This is a genomic window from Paenibacillus sp. JNUCC32, from assembly GCF_014863545.1.
GTDB lineage: Bacteria > Bacillota > Bacilli > Paenibacillales > Paenibacillaceae > Paenibacillus_AQ > Paenibacillus_AQ lautus_A.
The window spans coordinates 1,269,934-1,291,248 of sequence record NZ_CP062260.1 but is presented as its reverse complement, the minus strand read 5'-3'; the positions used below and the strand labels follow the sequence as shown (position 1 = coordinate 1,291,248).

Sequence of the window (21,315 nt, the reverse complement as noted above, 5' to 3'; positions counted from 1 at the left end):
AGCGATTTAAGCCGCTCATTTCATCATATCTTACCCTTGCGGCGCATTGCAAATGGAAGGGGGATGATTTCACGTCCTACGCCTGGGTTCGCCACACAAAAGCCTTATTTTCCGTCTCCGTTATACCCTTTTTCCCCAAAAGGTTCCAGCCGTTCGATCCAATAGGCTTCCCGCTTGCTGACCGCACCCTTCAAATCGAAGAACGGATCTTCCTTCGGCTCAATCTTCTCCAGGATCTCAAAAACAAACGCATCCTCTCCAAACTCTTTCCAATCCTGCTGAAGCGGCTTGTTGTAGCTTGTCCCCATCTGCAGCTCGAAGCGCTTGCCGTTCATGGTTTTCAGATTGTTCGTTCCGGCGACGAATATTTTACCGTTCTTCGTGTTCCGAATTTGATACACGCCGGCTTCAATCTTGATCTCCTTGTACATCTGATTTAGTTCCTGTCTGCGATTCATGGCCTTAACGCCTCCTTCTTGCTTTCATCTATGTCGTTAGCCAGTACTGGCTTCCATCATCCTTGCGATCCAAAAAACCATATTCGATCAAATATCGGCGAATGGTCACATAATCGGGATTGTCTCTTCCGATCGTATCGTTGATTTCCTGCTCGGAATACAAGACATCGGGTTTAAAACGGGCGGCGATTTCGCGCAGCACGACGTACTTCTGCTTCTCTTTAAGCTTAAAAGTCTTCAGCGGGCCATCGGTCCCCTCGGGGAACGCCTTGGCTAGGATCGATTGCCTCTCTTCTTCCGTAACATTGTAGCGTTCATCGATCATTTTGGCCTGCTTGGGGATCTCCACGAACGCCGGAGCATGGCTGTCCTTTTCCTTCAACAGCTCCATCAAGGTCAGCAGCACCTTGGACTGCCTCTCCTTCTCTTTCAAGGCAAACCGGTGATTGCGTATCGTCGACGCGCTGCCGATGCCGAGCTCCTGCTGGACCTCCTTGTCGTTCATGCCTTGATAGAAGAGCTGCAGCAGCCGGTTCTGATGCTCGGTCAATCCGGTCAGCTTCTTATCGAGGCCGGACAGATACTGAAAGACGGAGCCATGCTCCCGTCGGATATGAACGGTCATGTATCGTTCCGATTCGTACAGCACATCCTCATCCGGGTAGATGATCCCCTTCTCCAGCGTCTTGCCGCACAAGAGACATACCCAGACGGGGCCTTCGTCGATATAGCCTTGTTTAAGTTCATCTATGGAAGCATTCCAGAAGCGTTCATTTAGGTCCATCGCACACACCACTTCCCCCAAAGTTATTTACATAGACATTTTATATTTTTGTCTATAGCATGTCAATCAAGCCCCACGACGACATAATATTTCTTCCTCCCTCCCGTGGAACCTGCTAGAATAGAGGTTGCTGCTGTAAAATTTAGGGGGTATCATCATGGGATTCATACAACAGTCGGCAAAAGAAATGCGTTCTTGGCCGCGCAACATCAAGCTGTTTTTTCTAGCTAACGTGCTGTATCAGTTCGGTACCGGCATGTTCAGCGTGCTCTACAATTTGTACATACAAGGCCTGGGTTATAATGACTCCATGAATGGAACAGTGGTCAGTATTCAATCCCTCGCCACGGCATTGATGTTTATCCCGATCGGCTTGATCGGCGACCGCGGAAGCCGCAAGCGAATCCTGGTCCTTGGCGCGTTGTTAAGCGGCACCGGACTGATTGCGCGAGCTTTTCTGGCGAGTGAGTTCAGCTTGCTTGGTCTCGCGGTATACACCGGACTGTTCGCATCCTTTTTTCAGGTGCTGGCGATTCCGTTTCTGGCGGAAAATACGGCGAAATCGGCTCGTATGCGCATCTTTAGCATCCATGCCTCGCTTGTGCTTGCTTCTCAAGTGTTAGGCAGCATGGGAGGCGGCTTCCTGGCGGATGCCCTGCAGGCATTCGGCCTGAACAAGGTCGATAGCTTGAAAACGGCCCTGTTCATCGGCGGTCTGGCAACCTTTGCGGCATTTATCCCGCTCTTGTTCACGACCGACAAGAACGACGCGCATGCACGGCCTCTGGATGCACCCATCCCGGATCAACCCCTGCGCCCTGGAGGAGCGGTTACCGCCTCCGGGATCGGAGATTTCAAAGTCATCGGGCAGTTCGCGCTTGCCCAACTGTTGATCGGCCTCGGGTCCGGACTGGTCGTTCCTTATTTGAATTTGTATTTTACCAACCGTTTCTCGGTATCGTTATCCGCGGTTGGGATTCTGATATCGCTCGGACAAGTCATGACGATTGTATCCATGCTGATCGGCCCTTCGCTGGTGAATCGGGTAGGAGCCGTCAAAGCCGTGGTTCTCTTTCAAGTCCTATCCTTGCCCTTCCTGTTGTTAACCGGCTTCACGAATGTCCTCCTCATCGCATCGGTCGGCTTCCTGTTCCGTCAAGCCTTGATGAATGCGGCCAATCCGATACAGTCGTCGATTCTGATTGACCGCGTACCGGATCACCGGAGAGGCATCGCCAATTCCGTCACGCAAACCGCCTTTATGCTCGGCTGGGCGACGATGGGGCCCGTACAGTCGAAATTGGTCACCACATACGGCAGCTACTGGGGATACGCAATCACCTTCTGCATTACCGGAACGCTGTACGTCATTTCCTCGTTCCTATATTACCGAATGTTCCGCGAACGCAAGGGCAGCGGTCTTTCCCCGGATGCTTCCGCTACTCTCTAGCCTCGACCCGCAGCGGTTTGACATGGGGCGGGACATCCCGTTCGCCTGCAGGAACGGTCCGGGCCTGAAAGCTTCCCTTATACCGGAAGACAGGCCCCAATATCGGGTTGACCACCTCAACGGATATTCGATATAACTGATATTCGTCATCATACCATTCGCATACATCGGCCGTTCCGGTGAGCCACCGGGGAAATCGAAACTGCAGCCGTCCTTCATAAAACCTCTGCTCCCCCGATCGAATGCGAATTCCGCCATGCTCCGCGGCAGCGATCCGAAGATCGACTGCCAAGTGCTGTTTGTTTCCCAAATAATCCACGACGCGGCTGCGCTGTGCGCTATAAATCATCGTGGCGTCAAATCGTCTTCGAATGCCAGGAAAATCAAAACTTCGGCACCACGTCACCGTTTCTCTTCCCCAGTCATCCCGATAAGCGTAGTTCTCAATCCGAAACGGGATCCCTTTCCCCCGGTTAGGAAACATGATATGCCGCATCGTACCTATATGCAGCGGCAGCGCCGCCCATCGAGCGTACCAGATTTCTTCCATGATGCCTTCGCCGATCGAAGCGACGTTATCCTTGCTGTCGAACCCGAACCGCTCCTGGATTTTAGGATGAAGCTTGTGAAACTGGCTTCCAAGCGCCTGCTCATAGATCGAGGTCATGTTCATTCACTCCTTTATCGGATGTATGCCCACGGACAGTTCTATGTCTTCGAACCGGACGGTAAGCGCTTGGCAAGTCCGATGCGGACAGCGAAGCCATGAAGCAGAATCCAATCATCGATCCGCTAAGCGTTAACGGATTGAACGGGGCTTTCATTAATTCGGCATCCGTCATCCATGCTCCAAGCATCAAGATCGCAAGCAAGATCATGATCAGCCTGTACCACAACCGGTTCTTGTGAAAGAGCAATGTCAATAAACCGACGCCGATCTCGGTGATGCCGAGCAAGGTCAGCACCATCCCTTCCCGACCGGCTGCCAAACCCGACTGCCTCAGCAGATCAAGCTCTCCCGCTTCCGGGAACAGAAGCTTCGGAACCAGTCCTTCATAGCACCATAGAACAACCAGCATAAATACGCTTAAAGCGTGGATGATTGCCTTCCGGATCGTGACCGTAGGCGGAATATCCTTCTCGGCCCATAATCGGAGCACATCGAAGCTCCAAGCCGTCGCTGCGCCGAATAAAGGCCGAAACAGCAGGCGGTCAAACCAGGCCCCCGGCATGCCGAACCGCGTCCTGTAATCGTATTGGGTCGAGAAACGGATGACGCCGTTGCCGCTGTCGGCGTATTTCCAATAGCCGCTCCCCTCCTTAACCAGGGAAATGGGCTGATCCGAGCCGAATCGCAGCACCGAGATCCGGTTCCCGGTCCTCGGGTGCACGGCCGTTTTCGTAGCGCCCGTTCCCGTAACTTCCAGTCCGAATCCGATGCGGGTTTTGTATAAAAACCGCTGGACGTCCGAATCAGCCTGCGGCAAATCATGAATCTCGGAAAAACGCAAATCCCATTGTTGATGCAGCTCGGGTCTCTGTGTCAATGACCACAATGTTTCCATATCCGTCTTGATGTCGAGTTCAACATAGATCGGATTTCTCTTCATGCGCACTCAGCTCCTAATGGATAACCCTTCTCGGTGACAGCCGGGCCCCTCTATTTACAAGCCATTTTACCGCTGAGGGGGATTCCCCGTTAGACCTCACTTTTATAGAACAAACGAAGAAGAGGTACTACGTTTCGTAGTACCTCTTCCATTTCTTCCATATGATCCGTCTTCCGTCCCGAAGCTAGTTGTCGTTCTCTCTCACGATCCCTTTTCGGCGGACCTTCTCCACGGCCTCCCTGCTGCTCCTCACCCCGAGCTTTTTCAGAATTTTATTGATCTGATTCTTGAGCGTGCTCTCGGTTTTGAACAGCTTCTTCTCCATTTGGGAATGGGTGAAACCCTCATCCAACAGATCAAACACTTCACGTTCCGCCGGCGTCAAGCTCCGCAGCTGTTCTTCGCGCTTGAGTCGGGCAAATTCCTTGAGCAGCACCTCCATCGATCCCGGTTGATGTACGGCGCTTCGGATTGCGGCCGGCAATTCCTCGAAATTCGATTTCTCAATGTAATTGACGGCTCCGGCCGTATAGGATTGCATGATCACCAACTCGTCATCCAGCGAGGTCAGCATGATCACCTTGGCCTCGGGCTTTCGTTCATGGATTTCTGCAGCCGCGTAGATGCCGTCGAGTCGGCCCGCCGTCAGCTGAATATCCATAAGCACGATATCGAAGGACAGGACTTCCGCCATCGCAATCGCTTGTTCGGGGGACTCGGCCGCGCCGACCACGATCATATCCTCCCGCGCATTCAGAAAAACGGTCATTGATTTAATCCAATCCGGATCGTCCTCGACCAGAAAGACGTGTATTCGATTCAAGGCTCTTCCCTCCCGGATAAACGAATGATTTTGCTGCGGGGAAAATACAACGTGATCTCGGTACCGACCGATTCGCGGCTCTCCAATCCCACGGAGCCGCCGCTTTTCTTCATCACGTTGTACGCATAGGTAAGGCCAAGTCCGAAGTTTGACTTCCTGTGGCCCTTGGTGCTGTAGAACGGTTCAAACACAAGCGGCTGCTGCTCTTCCGGAATGCCCATGCCGTTATCCTTGACGGAAATCGCGGCTCCCTTGCGGTCGGCCGTTACCGTCAACGCGATCACTCCTCCGTCAGGCATCGCCTCGACGCTATTGCTTATGAGATTGCTGATCGCTTCCTTCAAATGGACGGCATCCGCAAGCAGCCAGGGACGCTGTGTGCACAGCACCTTTAACTCGATGCCATGGCTGCGCAGCCGTTCCTGTTCGCGAAGCTGCAGTTCAGCAAGCAGCTGATCCGCGCGGACAGGCTGTTCCACCAGCTTAAACGCCTTCATCTGCTGCTGCATGCGCCCTGTCATCGCTAACAAATGCTTGGAAGCGTTAGCGATGACATCAAGCTGCTCCAGGGCCGTTTCGTTATCCGGCGACAGCAGCCGCTTCACGTTATCGGTGCTCATGGCGATTTTCCCGACCTCGTTCTTGATGGTATGATTCAGCATCGTTGTACCCGAGCTGACCGCTTGCATCGTGCGATCCAGCGGATCGCGCTCGAATTTCAGGCGGACGCCCAGGACGCCGTACACAAAGGTGCAGATGACGGCAACGCCCATCGAATACAGAATAAACAGGGATACGTACCGGAATGAATCGTAACCGGGCCAGATGACATTCCCTACATTTATCAACAGCATCACACCGAGCAAGGTTGGCACCATAATCCAGGTGGTAATCCACATGCTTTTGCGTTTCTGCGGGTTCTTCTCAGAGGATAAGGCTCCAATGAGCAGAGCGCATGCAGCAACATAATACGGGCCGGTCCATACGAACAGCCATCCGTAATGAATCCGGTAATCTTTCGTAAGGAGCACCTGGACCAGCATCGCGAACACAGGCAGCAGCAGGCCTATTTTGAGATCACGTTTTCTCCTATGGTGCCGGGGCCTGCCGGTATACACCATGCAAAATATCAACACGCCGTAAGGTGTCAGGGTATGGTTGAGGAATTGAATCCACGGCCCGTAGGCGGTCGCAATAAAACCGGAAGGCGCTAGCCAGTCCGTCAACCCCCCAATCCCTGCACTCCACAGGAAAAAAGCCGCCCAGCGGTTCACCTCGCTTCGAGGCTGATTGAACAGCAGCACGGCCGCTGCAGTCCAAAGCGCGAACACATAATACATCAAGACGCATCGTTCCATTCTCTTCCCGAATATAGTTTCATCCTACCATAATTGCGCCAGCAGGGGGACCTCCCTTCTTACCCATGCCGAGGAAATAAAGATCACTGATATATGACATTGTTTATTTCTTCAATGCCTTCATTTTACATTGCGAAAACATTCAGTTTACATTCAGCCGCGCTTAAGAAAGATATCAGGAACGATTGATAGGATAGATCTCGTAAGCAAACAAGCATACGAAAGACAGAGAGAAACGAGGTGGAAACATGACAACCCCATTAAAATACCGGAACGAGCTGAAGTTCTTCGTGAATCTTCACCAATATCGGATCATCAGCCAACGATTGAAGAATTTGGTGACCTACGATCAGCATGCCGGACCCGCCGGGGAATATCACATTCGAAGCTTGTACTTTGATGATATCAATAATAAAGCCCTATACGAGAAGCTGGCGGGCGTCCGGGATCGGGTGAAATACCGCATCCGTATTTATAACGTAGCCGACGACACGATCCATTTTGAGAAGAAAATCAAATTCCGGGATTACATCGCCAAGCTGAAGGAGCCGCTCACAAGGGAGATGACCGATCAGATCATGGCCGGACAATACGACTGTCTCTACCAGCCGGATAAGCCTTTGATGATGGAGCTGTACCACGAGATGAAGCATAAGCTGCTGCGGCCCAAGGTCATTGTCGATTATGTCCGCGAGCCTTACGTCTGCGCTAACGGAAATGTGCGGATTACGTTTGACAAGGAGCTGAGAACCGGCCTGCACTCCACGGAACTGTTCAATCGAAACCTGCTGCCGATCCGGGCGATCGATGAGAATCTGATCATACTCGAGGTCAAATACGACGAGTACATTCCGGATTACATCAAAATCGCGCTGCAGTTGGAAGGCCTCAACCGGCAATCGGCATCCAAATATGTAATGTGCCGTAAATTTCTGAAATATAACACATGGGAGGATCAATAGTTCATGAACACCACATCGACTTCAAGCAATACGAACACCACCAATTTTTCGGATATCGTCAAAAAATCCGTCATGGAAAATTTCGTATCCGACATCAGCATCGCCAAAATTTTGATCACGCTCGCCGTTGCCTTTGTTATCGGGCTGTTTATTTATCTGCTCTATAAAAGGGTCTTCAGCGGCGTCCTGTATTCCAAGAGCTTTAACGTGTCGCTGATCGGGATGACGATGATCACGGCCGTTGTCATCATCGCCATCAATTCGAATCTCGTGCTCTCGCTCGGTATGGTCGGCGCGCTCTCCATCGTCCGTTTCCGTACGCCCATCAAGGACCCAACCGATCTGATCTTCCTGTTCTGGGCCGCGGTTGCCGGGATCGTAACCGGAGCCGGATTCTACACGCTGGCTGCCATCGGCTCCGTCGTTGTCGGTCTTATCCTGTTCTTCTTCATTAAGAAAGCGACGGTCGATACCCCTTACCTGCTGGTCGTCCATTGCGATAACGAGCAGGCCGAGCAAGCCGTTCAAGGACAAGTCGGTCAGGCTGTGAAGCGTTACAACCTGAAGCAAAAAACCGTGACGCCAGGCAGCATCGAGCTGACGCTGGAAGTACGGCTGCGCGATGCGGAAGGTCAATTCGTGAACAAGCTGTCCCAGCTGCAGGGCGTTCAACATGCGGTTCTGATCAGTTACAGCGGCGATTATGTATCCTAAGTCAGGCGGTGGTCAGAAATGATGAAGAAAAGAACGACAGTCCTGCTGTCCCTTGCGCTGGCCATAGTCCTTCTGCTCACAGGCTGCCAAAGGACAACACAGGTTGCCGGGACGGCTGGAAGCTCTGAGAACGATGGCCTTCAGGAGCAAATCGATTCCGCGGTTTTTCCGAAGGACAAGGTCATTGACGTTAAAATCACGATCGACGAAGCGGATTTCCAGGATATGCTGGACAACGCCAGCGCTGAAGAATACAAAGAAGCGTCCGTCAATTACAACGGCATGCAATTTGATCATGTCGGCATTCGCACCAAAGGCAATTTAAGTCTGCGCAGCGTGGTCAATTCCGATTCCGACCGCTACAGCTTCAAGATTTCCTTTGACGAATATCTCAATCAAACCTTGAACGGGATCAGCAAAATCAATCTGAACAACAACTACAGCGACGCCTCGTATATGCGGGAATTCCTGACCTACGAGCTGGCGGAATCCGTCGGTCTGCCCACACCCGGCTTCTCTTACGTCAATGTATACGTTAACGATGAATTATGGGGGTTCTACCTCGCAATCGAACAGATTGGCGATTCTTATCTGCAGCGTCATTTCGAAAATTCGTACGGCGCATTATACAAAGCCCAGATGACAGGCACGGGCAGCGACCTGGCTTGGCTCGGCAGCGACCCCGATTCGTACACCGGGCTTGTCATGAAATCCAAGTCCTCCAATGACGATGTATTGATCGACATGCTCGACGAGCTGAACAACGGCACCGATTACGAGAAGGTGCTGGATGTCGATAACGTGCTCAAGTACGTTGCCTTGAACGTCGTTGCCTCCAATATGGACAGTTACTTGGGGATGAACAAACAGAACTACTACCTGTATGAGAACAACGGCATTTTCTCCGTCCTGCCCTGGGATTATAACATGGCGTTCGGAGGGTTTGGGGGCTCCGGCATCCTGATTGACGAGCCCACTCAGGGTGCTTTGGCGGAACGTCCCCTGATTGCCAAGCTGCTCGAGGTTGACGAATATAAGGAACGTTACCACGCCATCCTCTCGGAGATGCTGGAGGGATACATGCAGCAGGACCATTTCGAGGAACGCGTAGCGCAATTGCAGGAATTGATATCCGAGCACGTCAAGCAAGACCCCAGACCGTTCTACTCCTATGAGGAGTACGAGCAATCGCTCCCGACATTGACCTCATTCGCGGAAGAGTCCATGGATAATATCCAGCAGCAGCTGGAGGGGACGATCCCTTCGTCCGGCGACGGAAGCGGCAGCGGGATGGGGCCTGGTGGCGGAGGAGGTATGAGGCCTGACGGCGCCGGCGTGCGACCTGGGGGTGACGGGATGGTACCTGGCAGCAATACGAATTCCAATGATGCCGCCCAGGAGAGCTCTACCGGCACCGGGACAAGCACGGCACCGGATGGAACAGCCGGCAGCGGGACTGACGGGACTGGGATCGTTGTCCCTAACGACGCCCCGGGCGGAGGCATCTCTGGCGAAAACACGCCCGCCAACAACGACGGTGCCGCTTTTGCTCCTTCCAGCAACGCGGATGTTACTTCCAGCGGCATTGGGGAAGGCTCTGGCGACGCTCCTGACGTGGATGAATCTGACTCGCCGATTGTATCGGCGGTTGGACCAGGCACAAGCAGTTCCGACGAAAGAACAGCGATGGATGCTGCTTCTGCCGTTGATCCAACAAGTCATGCAGAGGAAAGTAACGCAGAGGAAAATTCTACAGATCCAACGCAAGCTCCGAACCAGCCCTCTACAGGCGGCAATCAACCGACCATGCCGCAAGCGCCGGCTCAGAATGGTCAAGGGCAGATGCCGGATTTCCCTCAAGGCCAGATGGGGAACGGGTTCGGCGGCGAGTTCGGCGGTCAAATGCAGGGTGGACGCGGAATGGGCCGGCCTGGCGATTGGTCGAACGAAGCAGCCCAGGAGCAAGGCAGCACCCAGGAAGCCTTGTACGCAGGAGTTTCCCTCGTGCTGCTGCTGCTCTCATGTCTTTTTGTGGCTCTATATAAACGAAAAAGATTGTAATCAGCAAGTAAGGGACAGTTCCGAAGGCATCGACCTTTGGAACTGTCCCTTTTATATACGCTAATCGTTTATTAGCCGATATCCGTTACATAATCATGCAATTATTAAGCGGTGATCCACGTTAAAATAACCGGTGCCGCGATGAGGAGCGCCCCGAGCGCTACGATGGTTCTCGTCGCATTTCCGGACAGTTTGCGCTGCGTCTCCGCCGAACGATACCAGCCGCTGAATTGCAGGCGATTGCGATAGAGGACCAGGAACCAACACACATTTCCCGCAAACAGGAACAGGAAATATAACCCTTCCCAAGGAATCCAGGACTTCAGGATCTGATGCTCTATGCTGCCCAGAACCGCTGTCACGACCATCAGAATGATCATCATTCGAATGATTTCCAGAATGGATGTGGCCAATTTGGTCATCAATGCTTCCCCCTTTCATTCATGCCGATACTGGATATTTTACCATTATACAGCAAATACAAGGTCTCCGCATCCATTCCCGTAAAACGATCAGGAACGGGGAGCTCAATTGGAGTTGAGCTCAGCTTCTTGATCGTGAAACGATTGTTTTCTTACAAAGTATGAATCCAGCTTCCGACTGCCCCATAGGGACAGCAAGATAAAGGCTAGGACACCGAGCAATTTGAAGGGCTCCGCCATAAAATCCGAGAGATTAGCCCCGATGTATGAAACGCAAAACACCATAATGCCCTTGCCCAAGGTTACGGCCATGAGATAGGACATGACGTTCATTCTCGCCAGTCCGGCGGCCACGTTGACAGCGACAAACGGCCCGACGGGAAGTATGCCCAGCAGAAAAACATAACTGAAGCCGTTGCGTTGAATCCAGCGCATGCCGCGCTGAACCTTCGGTTTTTTCGCCCAGCGTTCGATCAGGGGAGTACCGGATATTTTCCGCACGAGGAGAAACGTCGTCAAGCATCCCGCCACCATTCCGATCCAGGAGTAAAGAAATCCCGCCCACAGCCCGTACACCGCTGCATTAACGCCAACGATCACGATCGTGGGCATCGGAGGAATAAAGGATTTCAAGAAAGTCAGCAGTATGCCCGGCAGAGGGCCTAAGGCTCGAAACTGGTCAAGAAACCATTCCAGATTGCTCTGTGTAAAATAAGACATGATGTCCAAGTAGCCATTCAATGACTTCACCCATTTCCGCTAAGTATTGCTTGTCCTAACCGACTTGCAGCACCTGATTCAGCTGAGCCAGATGGTGATTATCGTGCCAGATGAAATCCCGCATAAATTGCGCCACTTCAAAGGGATGTCCGTCTCCGTCCGCGTACCGCTCCTCATACTTCGTTTCCGGCAACGCTTCAATGGTCCGAATCAGCTGTTCCCTTGCGGTTATCGTCCGGTCCACCAGCGCTTCCGTCGATAACGTTTTGGCATATTGCTTGGCCTCCTCATTGAAGGCGTCATAATCCAGATGCCGGACGGTCAATGCATCTCCCGTTGAGATTTTGGCGATAGCCTCATTAAAAAAATACTCATCCCATCGCATGATATGGCACACCACATCGCGCACGGTCCATTTCCCATCCGCAATCGGGGAATTCCAATAGTCCTCATCCAGGACACCGAACTCCTTCACCTTGCCGATCCATTCCGAATACTCGTTTAACAGCTGCTGTTTGTCATTCATATACATTCTCCTTGTCCATATATGATTTGATATAAGCGTCCAGTCGAGCCTCCGGCCAGCGATACATCTCCAGCAGCTCCTCATAAGGATCGCCCGGTAAATGCAGCAGCTTCGCAAAGGCAGGTTCCGTCTTATACCCCGCCTTCTTCAGCTCAATGATGGTTTCTCTTGCAGCTTCGCCGAGCCGCTTCAACAGCTTGTATTCCACTACCATATGGCGGTAGCCATTCTGCTTCACGGAAGGCACCGGCTGGGCAAAAATCTCGAATTCCCAGCCTTTGTACCGAAATCGCGCTACTGCTCGCTCTACGTTCCCCACACTTCGGAAAGAGTATGTGAAATCCGAAACAAGTCGGTCGTATGACGCTCTGAGTTCTCGCTCGAACCGGTCAAACTCCGTCACATGACATATGATATCGAGATCGCTTGAAGCGATGTCAATCCCTATAGGGATCGTGCCCACCAATATAGGACTGCAGGATTTCAAATGCTCCCATAGTTCCAGTTCATCTATGACCGAAGCTGCCTGCCTCTGCTTGGCCGTGCCTTCACGTAAATACTCCAGGTTTAAAAAATCCGACTCTGCTTGCATCGCTTCCCACCTGCCCTATTCCGCTGAACTTTCAGGTTGACGCTCGGTCCAGGTCGTCCGGACATAGCCCAGCTTCATGCCGACGGCTTCCATGTCGCGATGGCTCTGGGATAAGAAGGCGCATTGACCGACAACCAGATTGCACCCCTCCCGCTTCGCGTCCCGTATTCTTCTGCGAAGCAGCTCCTGATGCAGCCCCCGTCGACGGTATTCCGGCAGCGTAGCGGCAAATGTAAGCGAAGCCGTGGAATGGTTCATATGCATGACACCGGCCGCAGCCGGCTGCTCATCCACATAAGCCATATAGAACCTCCAGCCCGGCCTTGCATGCAATACGCGATTGTTCAATGCTACGGATGGGATCCCTTGCACCGGCAGTCCTGTTCCCAGGCAATGAACTTTAGCATAATCTTCAAACTCGTCTTTGTCTATTCTTTTGATCACAATTCCGTGATCCGGCATCTCCACCAGTTCTTGCGGGTTCATATACATGGAATTATGAAAGGCGGATTGGAAGAATCCGCGATCGGCAAGCGCCGAGAGCAATGCCTGATTCACCATGGCGGGCACGATCTCGAACTGGAATTTGCGGTCCCGCGATTGATAGAAGTCGATGATCGCGTCCAGATCCTTCAGATTCTCCGAACGGAGTCCTTTGACCGTGTTAAAAGAAAGCCAAGGCATCGTTTTGCTGTACAAGCACAGCGCTTGGCCGAAACGAACCATCTCGATCCCTTCGGGATTTCCGGTCCGCCCTTCGATGGCTTGCATTCGATCATACATATACTCCGTTTCCGAACGCTGAATGCGATGGATTAGCTCCTCGGATGGAAGATGCGGCATGGTTACCTCCTATGCATTATGTATTCAATTTTTAAAGATCCGTGATAAATAGAGCCCGAAGATCGTGTACGGATGCTTCGGGCTCTAGGCTTGCTGTGTATGGTTTATTTCGCGCTGCCCGGCAGATCGCAAGATCCGTCGGCACACATGCCGTCGTTGCTGTCGGACTCGTTCACCATGACCAGGGGATTCGCTTCACGATAGGCTTTGTCCAGTGCATCCGTGAAAACTTCCAGCGGTTGTGCGCCGGACACGGCATATTTGCCTCCGAGCACGAAGAACGGCACTCCCCGAATTCCAAGATTCGTCGCTGCGGCTTCATCTGCGCGTACCTCGGATTGGAAAGCATCGCTTTCAAGCACCGCCATAGCCTGCTCCCGCTCCAGTCCGACCTCCGCCGCCAGATCGGCGAGCAGGTTCTTATCTTCCAGATTCTCGGCATCCGTGAAATAGGCGCGGAACAGCCGCTCCGTCATGTCTTTCATTTTACCATGCTGCGCAGCAAAATGAACCAGTCGGTGAGCATCAAATGAATTGGCAGGGATCACGCGGTCCATGTGGTAGGTAAGTCCAACACTGGCCGCTTGTTGAGTCACGTTGGCATTAGCTGCCTTGGCCTGCTCTTTGCTCATGCCGTATTTCGCCGCCAATAACTCGTCCATGGACACCCCGGGCTTATACGACGCATTCGGATCAAGCTCAAAGCTGCGATATACCACTTCAACCTGATCCTTATGAGGGAACTGCTCCAATGCCGATTCGAACCGGCGCTTTCCAATATAACAGAACGGACACATAAAATCCGACCAAATTTCAACTTTCATTTAATTCGCCTCCTAGCGAGCAGGAATACTAACTTACTAATTGTAACCCGCTTTCGCCCTGATATCAACACTACATATGAAAACGGCAATGCTGCACGGTAATCCATGATATGAGCACACGGTAAACAGCCTTCAGCGATGCTTCCTGCTATCTTGTATCCTGGCCTGAATCCAGTTCATCACGACCGCACAGCCAAGCTTCCCCTCCAGGGAGCCGTTCATCACCAAATCCGCATGCCAACGGGTAGGCTCGACATATTGATCATGCCTGTATCGCACAAGCTGCAAATATTCCTGTATCACGCTTTCCTCGCGATGACCCTTCTCCATGAACCGCCGGTTTCTGCGAAGCATTCTTTCATCCGCGGGACAGTCGACGAACAGCTTCAGATCCAGGGAGTTTCGAAGATCCTCGAATTGATACAAAAGAAACCCTTCAATGACGATGACATCATGGTCACCGCAACGGGCGGCTTGTTCTATCTCATCGGTCAGACGCTGGATGTTGACGGCGTCCGGATGGTTAAAATCCTCAAAGATTGTATTCGTAAAGGGCGCTTTAGACATAGGTCTGACGGACTTATAATATTTGTCCATATGAAAGAGCGCCACCCGATACTCGACAAGCTTCTCCTTGAGTTGGAGGCTTAGCGTCGTTTTGCCGCTGCCCGTCCCCCCGCCAATCCCGATCCTTATAGCACGGCCATGATTCATGTTCTCGTTCTTCCTCCGCATTTGGTTCACTGTGTAGACTTCAGTCGTTTATATTGCATTACCAGATAGGCCAGGTTTTTTAAACCTATCCTTATCTGATGTCTATATTAAAAAACAGACAGCTTGCCGCCGCCTGTCATTTGTACTTTTTCCAATCCATCTCGCTGTGTTCCAGCAGATATTCAAAATCGTTATCGCGGCGCTTCTGTTCCGCCTTGCGTGCAGCTTCCCGTTCCTGCCGCTCCTTCTCCAGCCGCTCGGCTTCAGAGGCCTTTAAGGACTCGGTTGTCGCCTTCAGCTTTGCCAAAACTTGAGGGTCCAGCATATCTTTTAGCGTTGCGGGTCTATCGGCAGTTTCCGTCCGCGGCGCCGGGGACGTTCGTTTCTTTTTTGCCATAAATACTCACCTCGATTTCAATCCATTATACCATCTTAAATGTCGTCTGACATCCGTATCTATTGAAGAGGATTTACAAAAAAGGAGAGCCTCTCGGCTCTCCTTCTCGTTATGTATACTTACTTAAGGGCGATCGATGGGACTTGAACCCACGAATGCCGGAGCCACAATCCGGTGCGTTAACCCCTTCGCCACGACCGCCATGACAATGGACATATCATCATGCCCGAGATCATAATATATCAGATATTCAGCCGTTTGGCAAATTGTAATTTCTTACATCGCCCCTTGATTTCAACGACGAGTAAATACTATACTTACTTGAACTCCGTCGTCTGACCAAGAGTCCACATACGCTACAACATGATGATTCAGCATAGGGGGTAAGACATTCATGATCTATCATATCGATTACGTCTCAGAGGGATTGCATGTGAAAGGATATCTGGGTCTGCCGCCGCAATTGTCCCTTAATCGCAGCCAGGAGATGTCCGAAACGGTCGACGCCATACCCGGCGTTACGGTAACCGGCACGCTTGCATGCTCCTTGTATAAGGACCCTGTTCCGGAAGGGGCCTCCGGGTCGATAGAACCGAAGCTGCCGCTGGTCTTGTATTGCCGCGGAGGCATAGGCCGGATCGGCGCGGTCAGGTTGAAATGGGTCGAAGAATTCGCGGCGCAAGGCTATGCCGTGTTTGCTCCGGCCTATCGCGGAAACGAAGGCAGCGAGGGCAGGGATGAGTTTGGGGGCGCCGATACGATGGATGTGATCACCGCCTTGGAATGGTTATCCCGCATTCCATGGATAGACAACAGCCGCATGCATCTGCTGGGCTTCTCCCGCGGGGCGATCAATGCTGCCGTGGCAGCCGCCCGGTCATCTCATGTATCCAAAATGATTCTATGGAGCGGCGTCTCCGACCTGGCGCAGACCTACGAGGAACGGATCGATCTGCGCAGAATGATGAAACGCGTCATTGGCGGTACGCCGACCAAGTTTCCGGAACGATACCTTCTTCGGTCCCCGATTCACTATGCGGATCGAATCCGATGTCCGGTCCTGATTGTGCATGGTACTCGGGACGAGCAGGTCCTGGTTGAACACAGCTTCCGGATGCTGGACAAGCTTCAAGAACTGGGACACCAGCCAGAAGCCCACCTGTACGAAGGGCTGGGACATCATTTCCCGCCGCTGCAGCACGCCGCGGCGATCAACCGGATGTTCGACTGGTTGAAGCGAAGTTAAGGCGTAATTAATCTAAAGCTCATGAGGATCGGTATCTACACCCCTATTCCAGCCTAGCGGCCGTATCGATCCAGTATTTGCAATTCCCGTCCGCAATGGAACTGAGTACCCCATGGTTCCATTCTATGATGCGACGGGAAGCCCGATTGGTTTCATCGCAGGTTAGAAGGACCCGGCTTATGTTCTTCTCACAGGCTTTCTTAACGAGCCCCGCCAGCATCTGTTTGCCATATCCTTTCCCCCGCTCCGACGGCCTGATGACATACCCGATATGCCCCCCTGACTCCAACAGCTTCTCATTCAAGCGGTGTCTGAGCTTGCCGTAACCTACAGGCTTGCCGGTATGATACAGCCAATAAATCGTCTGGGGAACATACTCATCCGGCAGATTGATGCTTCGTGCCATTTCGTAATTGCGACGGACCTTGGAGGAGAATTCCTCCATGCTGCTGCTATTTAAGCCGTTAACAAAGCCGTTCTCGCCGGAGCCAATCTCCTGGACCATAAACAGCAGACTCTCATCCTCCTTCTCCAGCAGCTCCCTTAATGCTAACGTCAAGTCTATCCCTCCACTTGAAAAATCGAATCCACAATGACAGGCAGCTGATCCCGCAAGGATACCGCGCCGAATACGGATCTGGCGTGGATCCCTTGATCCCCGAACACCTCAAGCATCAAGTCCGAGAATCCATTCAACACCATATGATGCTCTTCGTAATCGGTTGTTGCGTTAATGAAGCCCTGAACCTTAACCACCCGCTTCACTTTATCAAGCGATCCAAGGCCTTCCCTCAATACGGCCAAGACTTCGATTCCGGTCAGCCGAGCATATTCGTATCCCTGCTCCGTTGTGTAATGCTCGCCCAATTTGCCCCTTGGCTGCCCGGATGGACCCTTGCCGGAAACATACATCAACCCGTTCACGATGACGTAGTTGGCATACTTGGCTGCCGGCGATCCGGCTTTTGGCAAGCTGATGCCCAGCTGCTGTAAACGTTCCTCCGCACAAACGTTCATTTGATCACTCCTACAGGAAAATCATTCAAATTAAATTTCAATTATTGTATCACGGAATAACCGTTTTACAAGCAAAAAAAGACCAACCCCATTCATCGGGATTGGTCTTGGATGTAGCCTGTCTGCTCTTAGATCCGGAACGAATACGAAGCGTAACGCTCCGCATTGTCAATCGCCTGCCACACGTCCGTCGTTTCTGCTCCCGGATACCAATAGGCATACCCGGCAATTCGGTATTTGGCGGCCATGAGATGTTTCCATGACAGGGAGCGGGAATCCTCGGTCCATATGCGATGCTGGATGCCTCTGCTGCTATAAGCTGCTTCATATTGCGCCACGCTGGCATTCCAAGTTAAGGAAGCCTGGGTCAGACGGATGCGATGTCCCTGTTCAATCAAACTGATATCCGACGAGGACACCGATGAAGCAATCTGCCAATCCCTCGTATAGAGCGGATACGCAATGATGCTCTTCTTAGCCGGCACTTGGGTCAGCAGCTTGCTCAGCGCGGATTCGCTCCATGGCAGCGAGGATACGGAGCCCGCTTTCGGCGAACCGCCCCAGTGCTGGTCATAACTCATGAGCACCATATAGTCCACTAGACTGCCAAGCGCCGCATAATCGAAGGCAGCCGTCCAATCCGTATTCAGATCAGGTGAAACATCAATGGATAACTTGGCTCCAAGCCGTTTCATTTCCATGGATAACTGCGTGATGAAGGCCGTCAGATTCTGCCTGTCCTCAGGCATGACGTTCTCAAAATCGATATTGATCCCATCCAATCGGTAGCGGGATACGCTCGCAGCGATGCTGTCTACGACAGACTTCCGTGACTGCGGACTGCTTAGAACCTGGTGGGTTCCTTCCGCATTCGCGCGGTTGCCCACCATAGCCCACACCTGCCGGCCATTGTTATGTGCCCAATTCAGCAGCTCGATGTCGGTGCTGTCCGACAGCTTCCCGTTAGACTCCATGTAATACCACCGCGGCACCAGCACATTCAACCCGGCCCGTTTGGCATAGGAGATATATTGCTTGGTCGAGCCATTGTACAACCAGCCCATATGAATATTCGCAGCCGGCTGGCTGTCGATCATGGATTTCACGTTTCCCGATTGAAGGACCCTGTCCAGCAGCATCGCCGTTTCTTCCCGGGTGATCGGGTCCAGCGGTCTGAATTGGCCTTGGCTTCCTTGCAGCCAGCCTGTATTCGTCGCTTGGCCGACCGCACGCCAAGCCCATGCCGCGATCGATTCCGAATCCGTATAGTAGCCGGCGGTATATCCGTTATCGTATCCACTATCCTTCATGGCACGAATTACGATGACCGCGGCTTCCTGTCTTGTTATCGAAGCATTCGGAAAGAACTTGTAGCCGTTCCCCTCCACGATGGATAAATTAAGGCCTGCATGAACCCAGCCGTAGTACCAAGCTGAACGGGATACGTCCTGAAAGGCGGGCAGATCGTTCGGAACAGGCTCCATGTTCAGCATTCTGGCAACCATAGCGATAAATTCGGCCCGCGTAACCGGATTTCGCGGCAAAAAAGCTCCTGTGCCATCCCCGCTTACGATGCCTCGCTTGGCCAGACGGTAAATCGCGTCTTTTGCAAAGCTGGACGAAATATCGTGAAAAGCGGTCGGGCTAGGAGCTTGAGCTGCTGATGCCTGAAGGGGGCTTATAAACGCTGTAAATGACAAAAGGAAACAAAGTGACAGGATATATTTCTTCAAAGGGGCGCCTCGATTCTATCATCTGATATTCTCAGCATATCAGATGATGATAGAATCAGGCATTATGCATTTCTTGGGAATGTGGGCAACGGTCAAGGATTTAACAAGTCAAAACGACCGCGCCTATACCTTCGACTACAAGGGAATCCCGGCTCAATCCCTTCACATGCTCTTCTCCAAACAGAACGTTCCAATCGCCCAGCTCGGGTATCGTCAGGGAGGACGGTTTGCGTCCGGCATAATAGAGCACATAGATATGCTCTGCCGGGTCGCCGCCCGCATGATCGCGAAGCGTGAAAGCAACGGCATGCTCCGGGCACGGCTCGAAATGAAGATGCTTGCGGATCGACGCGGCATCCCTCATTCTGAACGCCGGATGATTCCTGCGCAGCTGAACGAGCCGCTGGATGTACTTCACCCCGTCCTGGTGTTCCGATGCCATTCCCCAATCAAGCCGGTTCACCTCATCGCTGGCATTGTAGCTGTTCTCCACACCGTTCTTGGAGCGATAATACTCTTGGCCGGCGTGCAGGAAAGGAATGCCTTGGCTGGTAAGAATCATGGCCGATGACAGCCGGTGCATATCGCGGCGAACGGCATCCGACTCCCCATCCGTAGACAGCATGATTTTATCCCAAAGGGTATGGTTATCGTGACACTCCACATAATTCACGCACTGATCCGGCTCGGAAGCAAACGCCTTGATATCTTGGGAATACGGAATGCCGCCCACGATGCCTTGCTTCACCTTGCTTTGATAACCGACGCCGCCGCTCACAAAGCCTTTATAATCAAAATGAAAGATATCCCCTTTAACTGCATCACGGAAACCGTCGTTAAAGTGCGCGATTCGCGGCATCAAGGCCGCTTGCTGCTGATTCGCCCGTTTCTTCTCGTCCAGCTCGGTATTCATGACCCAGCCTTCGCCGATCGTCATGATGGAAGGATCGATTTCGTCCAGGCGCGCACGGATTTCATTCATCGTCTGCACATCCAGTAATCCCATCAGGTCAAAGCGGAAACCGTCCACCCGATACTCCTTCACCCAATGCAGGACGGATTCCACAATGAACTTCCGCATCATCGGACGCTCGGATGCCGTGTCATTGCCGCACCCGGATCCGTTGGAGAATTTGCCGTCTTTCGTGTAGCGGAGATAATATCCCGGCACCAGCTTCGTAAAGTTGACCAAATACCCGTCATAAACGTGGTTATACACCACGTCCATGATGACCCGCAGGCCTTGTTCATGGAAGGTCTGAATCAGCTCCTTCAATTCACGGATCCGAACCTCCGGCACATACGGATCGGTAGCATACGAGCCTTCAGGAGCATTATAGTTCTTCGGGTCGTACCCCCAGTTGTACTGAGGCTCATGCAGCCTGGTCTCATCCACGCTTTCCGTGGCAAAATCATAAATCGGCAGCAGTTCCACGTGCGTGGCCCCGAGCTCAACGATATGATCAAGTCCTGTACGAATCCCTCCCGGCCCCCGGGTACCCGTCTCCGTCAGGCCTTTAAACTTGCCCTTAAACTCCACTCCGCTGTCCGGATGAATGGTGTAATCACGAACATGCAGTTCATAGATAACGGCATCCAGCGGGCTTTGGAACGGCGGCTTCTCGTCTGTCCAACGCTCGGGGTCGGTCCGGGGCATATCCACGATGTAAGCCCGATCGCCATTGACGCCTACGGCAGCCGCGTAGGGATCGACTGCTTCATTCCATTGATCCCCGATTTGCACCTGGTAGGTGTAGAACATCCCATGAAGATTCTCTTCTATTTTCAGCAGCCAGGTTCCCTTCACGTCGCGCGTCATCGGGAAACGCCGGGCTTCTGACGTCTTCCAATCCGGGTACAGCAGCACGTAGGCCTCGGTGGCCGTGGGTGCCCACAGGCGAAACTTGGATTCTTGGGCTTGGTAGGTTAACCCTAGGTCGGTTCCGTCATAATAAAACAGCTTGTCAAATTCCTTATCAAAAACGGAGACGCCCCCGGTTACCGCGGGATCCCCATAGTGAATAACAGCGTTGCTTTCTTTTTGTACCGACAAGATGTTCA

General features: G+C 52.4%; 23 protein-coding genes and 1 tRNA gene. 5 read left to right on the top strand and 19 right to left on the bottom strand.

The window, feature by feature from the left end; translation table 11 throughout:
- Positions 1 to 104 precede the first annotated feature (104 nt).
- Both JNUCC32_RS05970 and JNUCC32_RS05965 read right to left on the bottom strand, forming a co-directional pair.
- Entirely contained in the window at positions 105 to 458 is a 354-nt protein-coding gene (locus tag JNUCC32_RS05970) for a GIY-YIG nuclease family protein (protein WP_015736172.1), read from the bottom strand.
- A gap of 28 nt (positions 459 to 486) precedes the next feature.
- Entirely contained in the window at positions 487 to 1,242 is a 756-nt protein-coding gene (locus JNUCC32_RS05965; protein ID WP_096774396.1) for a DUF2087 domain-containing protein, read from the bottom strand.
- 157 nt (positions 1,243 to 1,399) lie between these two features.
- Between JNUCC32_RS05965 and JNUCC32_RS05960 the strand changes: the two genes are divergently transcribed.
- Entirely contained in the window at positions 1,400 to 2,692 is a 1,293-nt protein-coding gene (locus JNUCC32_RS05960) for an MFS transporter (RefSeq protein ID WP_192571364.1), read from the top strand.
- Here JNUCC32_RS05960 and JNUCC32_RS05955 read toward each other — a convergent pair.
- The 4 genes from JNUCC32_RS05955 to JNUCC32_RS05940 all read right to left on the bottom strand — a co-directional run bounded on the left by JNUCC32_RS05955 (position 2,682) and on the right by JNUCC32_RS05940 (position 6,465).
- Positions 2,682 to 3,359 carry a DUF4166 domain-containing protein gene (locus JNUCC32_RS05955; protein WP_096774398.1) on the bottom strand — a complete coding sequence of 226 codons (678 nt, stop codon included), beginning with the start codon at positions 3,357 to 3,359 and terminating at the stop codon, positions 2,682 to 2,684. The genes JNUCC32_RS05960 and JNUCC32_RS05955 overlap by 11 nt on opposite strands.
- On the bottom strand, positions 3,343 to 4,302 hold the full coding sequence (locus JNUCC32_RS05950; RefSeq protein ID WP_192571363.1) for a DoxX-like family protein: 960 nt from the start codon (positions 4,300 to 4,302) through the stop codon (positions 3,343 to 3,345). The genes JNUCC32_RS05955 and JNUCC32_RS05950 overlap by 17 nt, the downstream gene beginning before the upstream one ends.
- A gap of 184 nt (positions 4,303 to 4,486) precedes the next feature.
- Positions 4,487 to 5,125, bottom strand: a complete 639-nt coding sequence (locus tag JNUCC32_RS05945) for a response regulator transcription factor (protein WP_192571362.1) — start codon at positions 5,123 to 5,125, stop codon at positions 4,487 to 4,489.
- Positions 5,122 to 6,465, bottom strand: a complete 1,344-nt coding sequence (locus JNUCC32_RS05940; RefSeq protein ID WP_306436843.1) for a sensor histidine kinase — start codon at positions 6,463 to 6,465, stop codon at positions 5,122 to 5,124. Before JNUCC32_RS05940 ends, JNUCC32_RS05945 begins: the two co-directional genes overlap by 4 nt.
- A gap of 266 nt (positions 6,466 to 6,731) precedes the next feature.
- Between JNUCC32_RS05940 and JNUCC32_RS05935 the strand changes: the two genes are divergently transcribed.
- The 3 genes from JNUCC32_RS05935 to JNUCC32_RS05925 are packed head-to-tail and all read left to right on the top strand — an operon-like array spanning position 6,732 to position 10,220.
- A complete protein-coding gene (locus JNUCC32_RS05935) occupies positions 6,732 to 7,445 on the top strand; it encodes a polyphosphate polymerase domain-containing protein (RefSeq protein WP_015736179.1) in 714 nt (237 codons plus the stop codon).
- 3 nt (positions 7,446 to 7,448) lie between these two features.
- Positions 7,449 to 8,159, top strand: coding sequence for a DUF4956 domain-containing protein (locus JNUCC32_RS05930; RefSeq protein ID WP_015736180.1), 711 nt, complete (start codon positions 7,449 to 7,451; stop codon positions 8,157 to 8,159).
- A gap of 18 nt (positions 8,160 to 8,177) precedes the next feature.
- Positions 8,178 to 10,220 (top strand): CotH kinase family protein, encoded by a 2,043-nt coding sequence (locus JNUCC32_RS05925; RefSeq protein WP_192571360.1) that lies wholly within the window; start codon positions 8,178 to 8,180, stop codon positions 10,218 to 10,220.
- Positions 10,221 to 10,324: 104 nt separating this feature from the next.
- Here JNUCC32_RS05925 and JNUCC32_RS05920 read toward each other — a convergent pair whose 3' ends face one another.
- From JNUCC32_RS05920 to JNUCC32_RS05880, 9 genes are all read right to left on the bottom strand, one after another.
- Positions 10,325 to 10,642 carry a hypothetical protein gene (locus tag JNUCC32_RS05920; RefSeq protein WP_192571359.1) on the bottom strand — a complete coding sequence of 106 codons (318 nt, stop codon included), beginning with the start codon at positions 10,640 to 10,642 and terminating at the stop codon, positions 10,325 to 10,327.
- Positions 10,643 to 10,747: 105 nt separating this feature from the next.
- Positions 10,748 to 11,392, bottom strand: a complete 645-nt coding sequence (locus tag JNUCC32_RS05915; protein ID WP_015736183.1) for a TVP38/TMEM64 family protein — start codon at positions 11,390 to 11,392, stop codon at positions 10,748 to 10,750.
- A gap of 25 nt (positions 11,393 to 11,417) precedes the next feature.
- Positions 11,418 to 11,888: a DinB family protein gene (locus JNUCC32_RS05910; protein ID WP_192571358.1), complete on the bottom strand. Its 471-nt coding sequence runs from the start codon at positions 11,886 to 11,888 to the stop codon at positions 11,418 to 11,420.
- Positions 11,881 to 12,480, bottom strand: coding sequence for a DUF4269 domain-containing protein (locus tag JNUCC32_RS05905; protein WP_192571357.1), 600 nt, complete (start codon positions 12,478 to 12,480; stop codon positions 11,881 to 11,883). The genes JNUCC32_RS05910 and JNUCC32_RS05905 overlap by 8 nt, the downstream gene beginning before the upstream one ends.
- Before the next feature lie 15 nt (positions 12,481 to 12,495).
- On the bottom strand, positions 12,496 to 13,323 hold the full coding sequence (locus JNUCC32_RS05900) for a GNAT family N-acetyltransferase (RefSeq protein WP_192571356.1): 828 nt from the start codon (positions 13,321 to 13,323) through the stop codon (positions 12,496 to 12,498).
- Between the two features lie 104 nt (positions 13,324 to 13,427).
- On the bottom strand, positions 13,428 to 14,147 hold the full coding sequence (locus JNUCC32_RS05895) for a DsbA family oxidoreductase (protein ID WP_192571355.1): 720 nt from the start codon (positions 14,145 to 14,147) through the stop codon (positions 13,428 to 13,430).
- A gap of 132 nt (positions 14,148 to 14,279) precedes the next feature.
- A complete protein-coding gene (locus tag JNUCC32_RS05890) occupies positions 14,280 to 14,861 on the bottom strand; it encodes an AAA family ATPase (RefSeq protein WP_192571354.1) in 582 nt (193 codons plus the stop codon).
- Positions 14,862 to 14,997: 136 nt separating this feature from the next.
- Complete coding sequence (locus JNUCC32_RS05885; RefSeq protein WP_096774410.1) at positions 14,998 to 15,258, bottom strand: YqkE family protein; 261 nt, start codon at positions 15,256 to 15,258, stop codon at positions 14,998 to 15,000.
- A 128-nt stretch (positions 15,259 to 15,386) separates the two neighbouring features.
- A tRNA-His gene (locus JNUCC32_RS05880) sits at positions 15,387 to 15,459 on the bottom strand.
- Between the two features lie 193 nt (positions 15,460 to 15,652).
- Between JNUCC32_RS05880 and JNUCC32_RS05875 the strand changes: the two genes are divergently transcribed.
- Positions 15,653 to 16,504, top strand: a complete 852-nt coding sequence (locus JNUCC32_RS05875; protein ID WP_192571353.1) for an alpha/beta hydrolase family protein — start codon at positions 15,653 to 15,655, stop codon at positions 16,502 to 16,504.
- A gap of 43 nt (positions 16,505 to 16,547) precedes the next feature.
- On the opposite strand, the gene JNUCC32_RS05870 is transcribed toward JNUCC32_RS05875, so the two are convergent.
- The 4 genes from JNUCC32_RS05870 to pulA all read right to left on the bottom strand — a co-directional run bounded on the left by JNUCC32_RS05870 (position 16,548) and on the right by pulA (position 21,307).
- Positions 16,548 to 17,063: a GNAT family N-acetyltransferase gene (locus JNUCC32_RS05870; protein WP_192571352.1), complete on the bottom strand. Its 516-nt coding sequence runs from the start codon at positions 17,061 to 17,063 to the stop codon at positions 16,548 to 16,550.
- Positions 17,064 to 17,065: 2 nt separating this feature from the next.
- On the bottom strand, positions 17,066 to 17,521 hold the full coding sequence (locus JNUCC32_RS05865; RefSeq protein ID WP_192571351.1) for a RidA family protein: 456 nt from the start codon (positions 17,519 to 17,521) through the stop codon (positions 17,066 to 17,068).
- A gap of 128 nt (positions 17,522 to 17,649) precedes the next feature.
- Positions 17,650 to 19,254 carry an S-layer homology domain-containing protein gene (locus JNUCC32_RS05860; RefSeq protein WP_192571350.1) on the bottom strand — a complete coding sequence of 535 codons (1,605 nt, stop codon included), beginning with the start codon at positions 19,252 to 19,254 and terminating at the stop codon, positions 17,650 to 17,652.
- A 100-nt stretch (positions 19,255 to 19,354) separates the two neighbouring features.
- Positions 19,355 to 21,307, bottom strand: coding sequence for a type I pullulanase (pulA, locus tag JNUCC32_RS05855; protein WP_192571349.1), 1,953 nt, complete (start codon positions 21,305 to 21,307; stop codon positions 19,355 to 19,357).
- Positions 21,308 to 21,315: the final 8 nt, after the last annotated feature.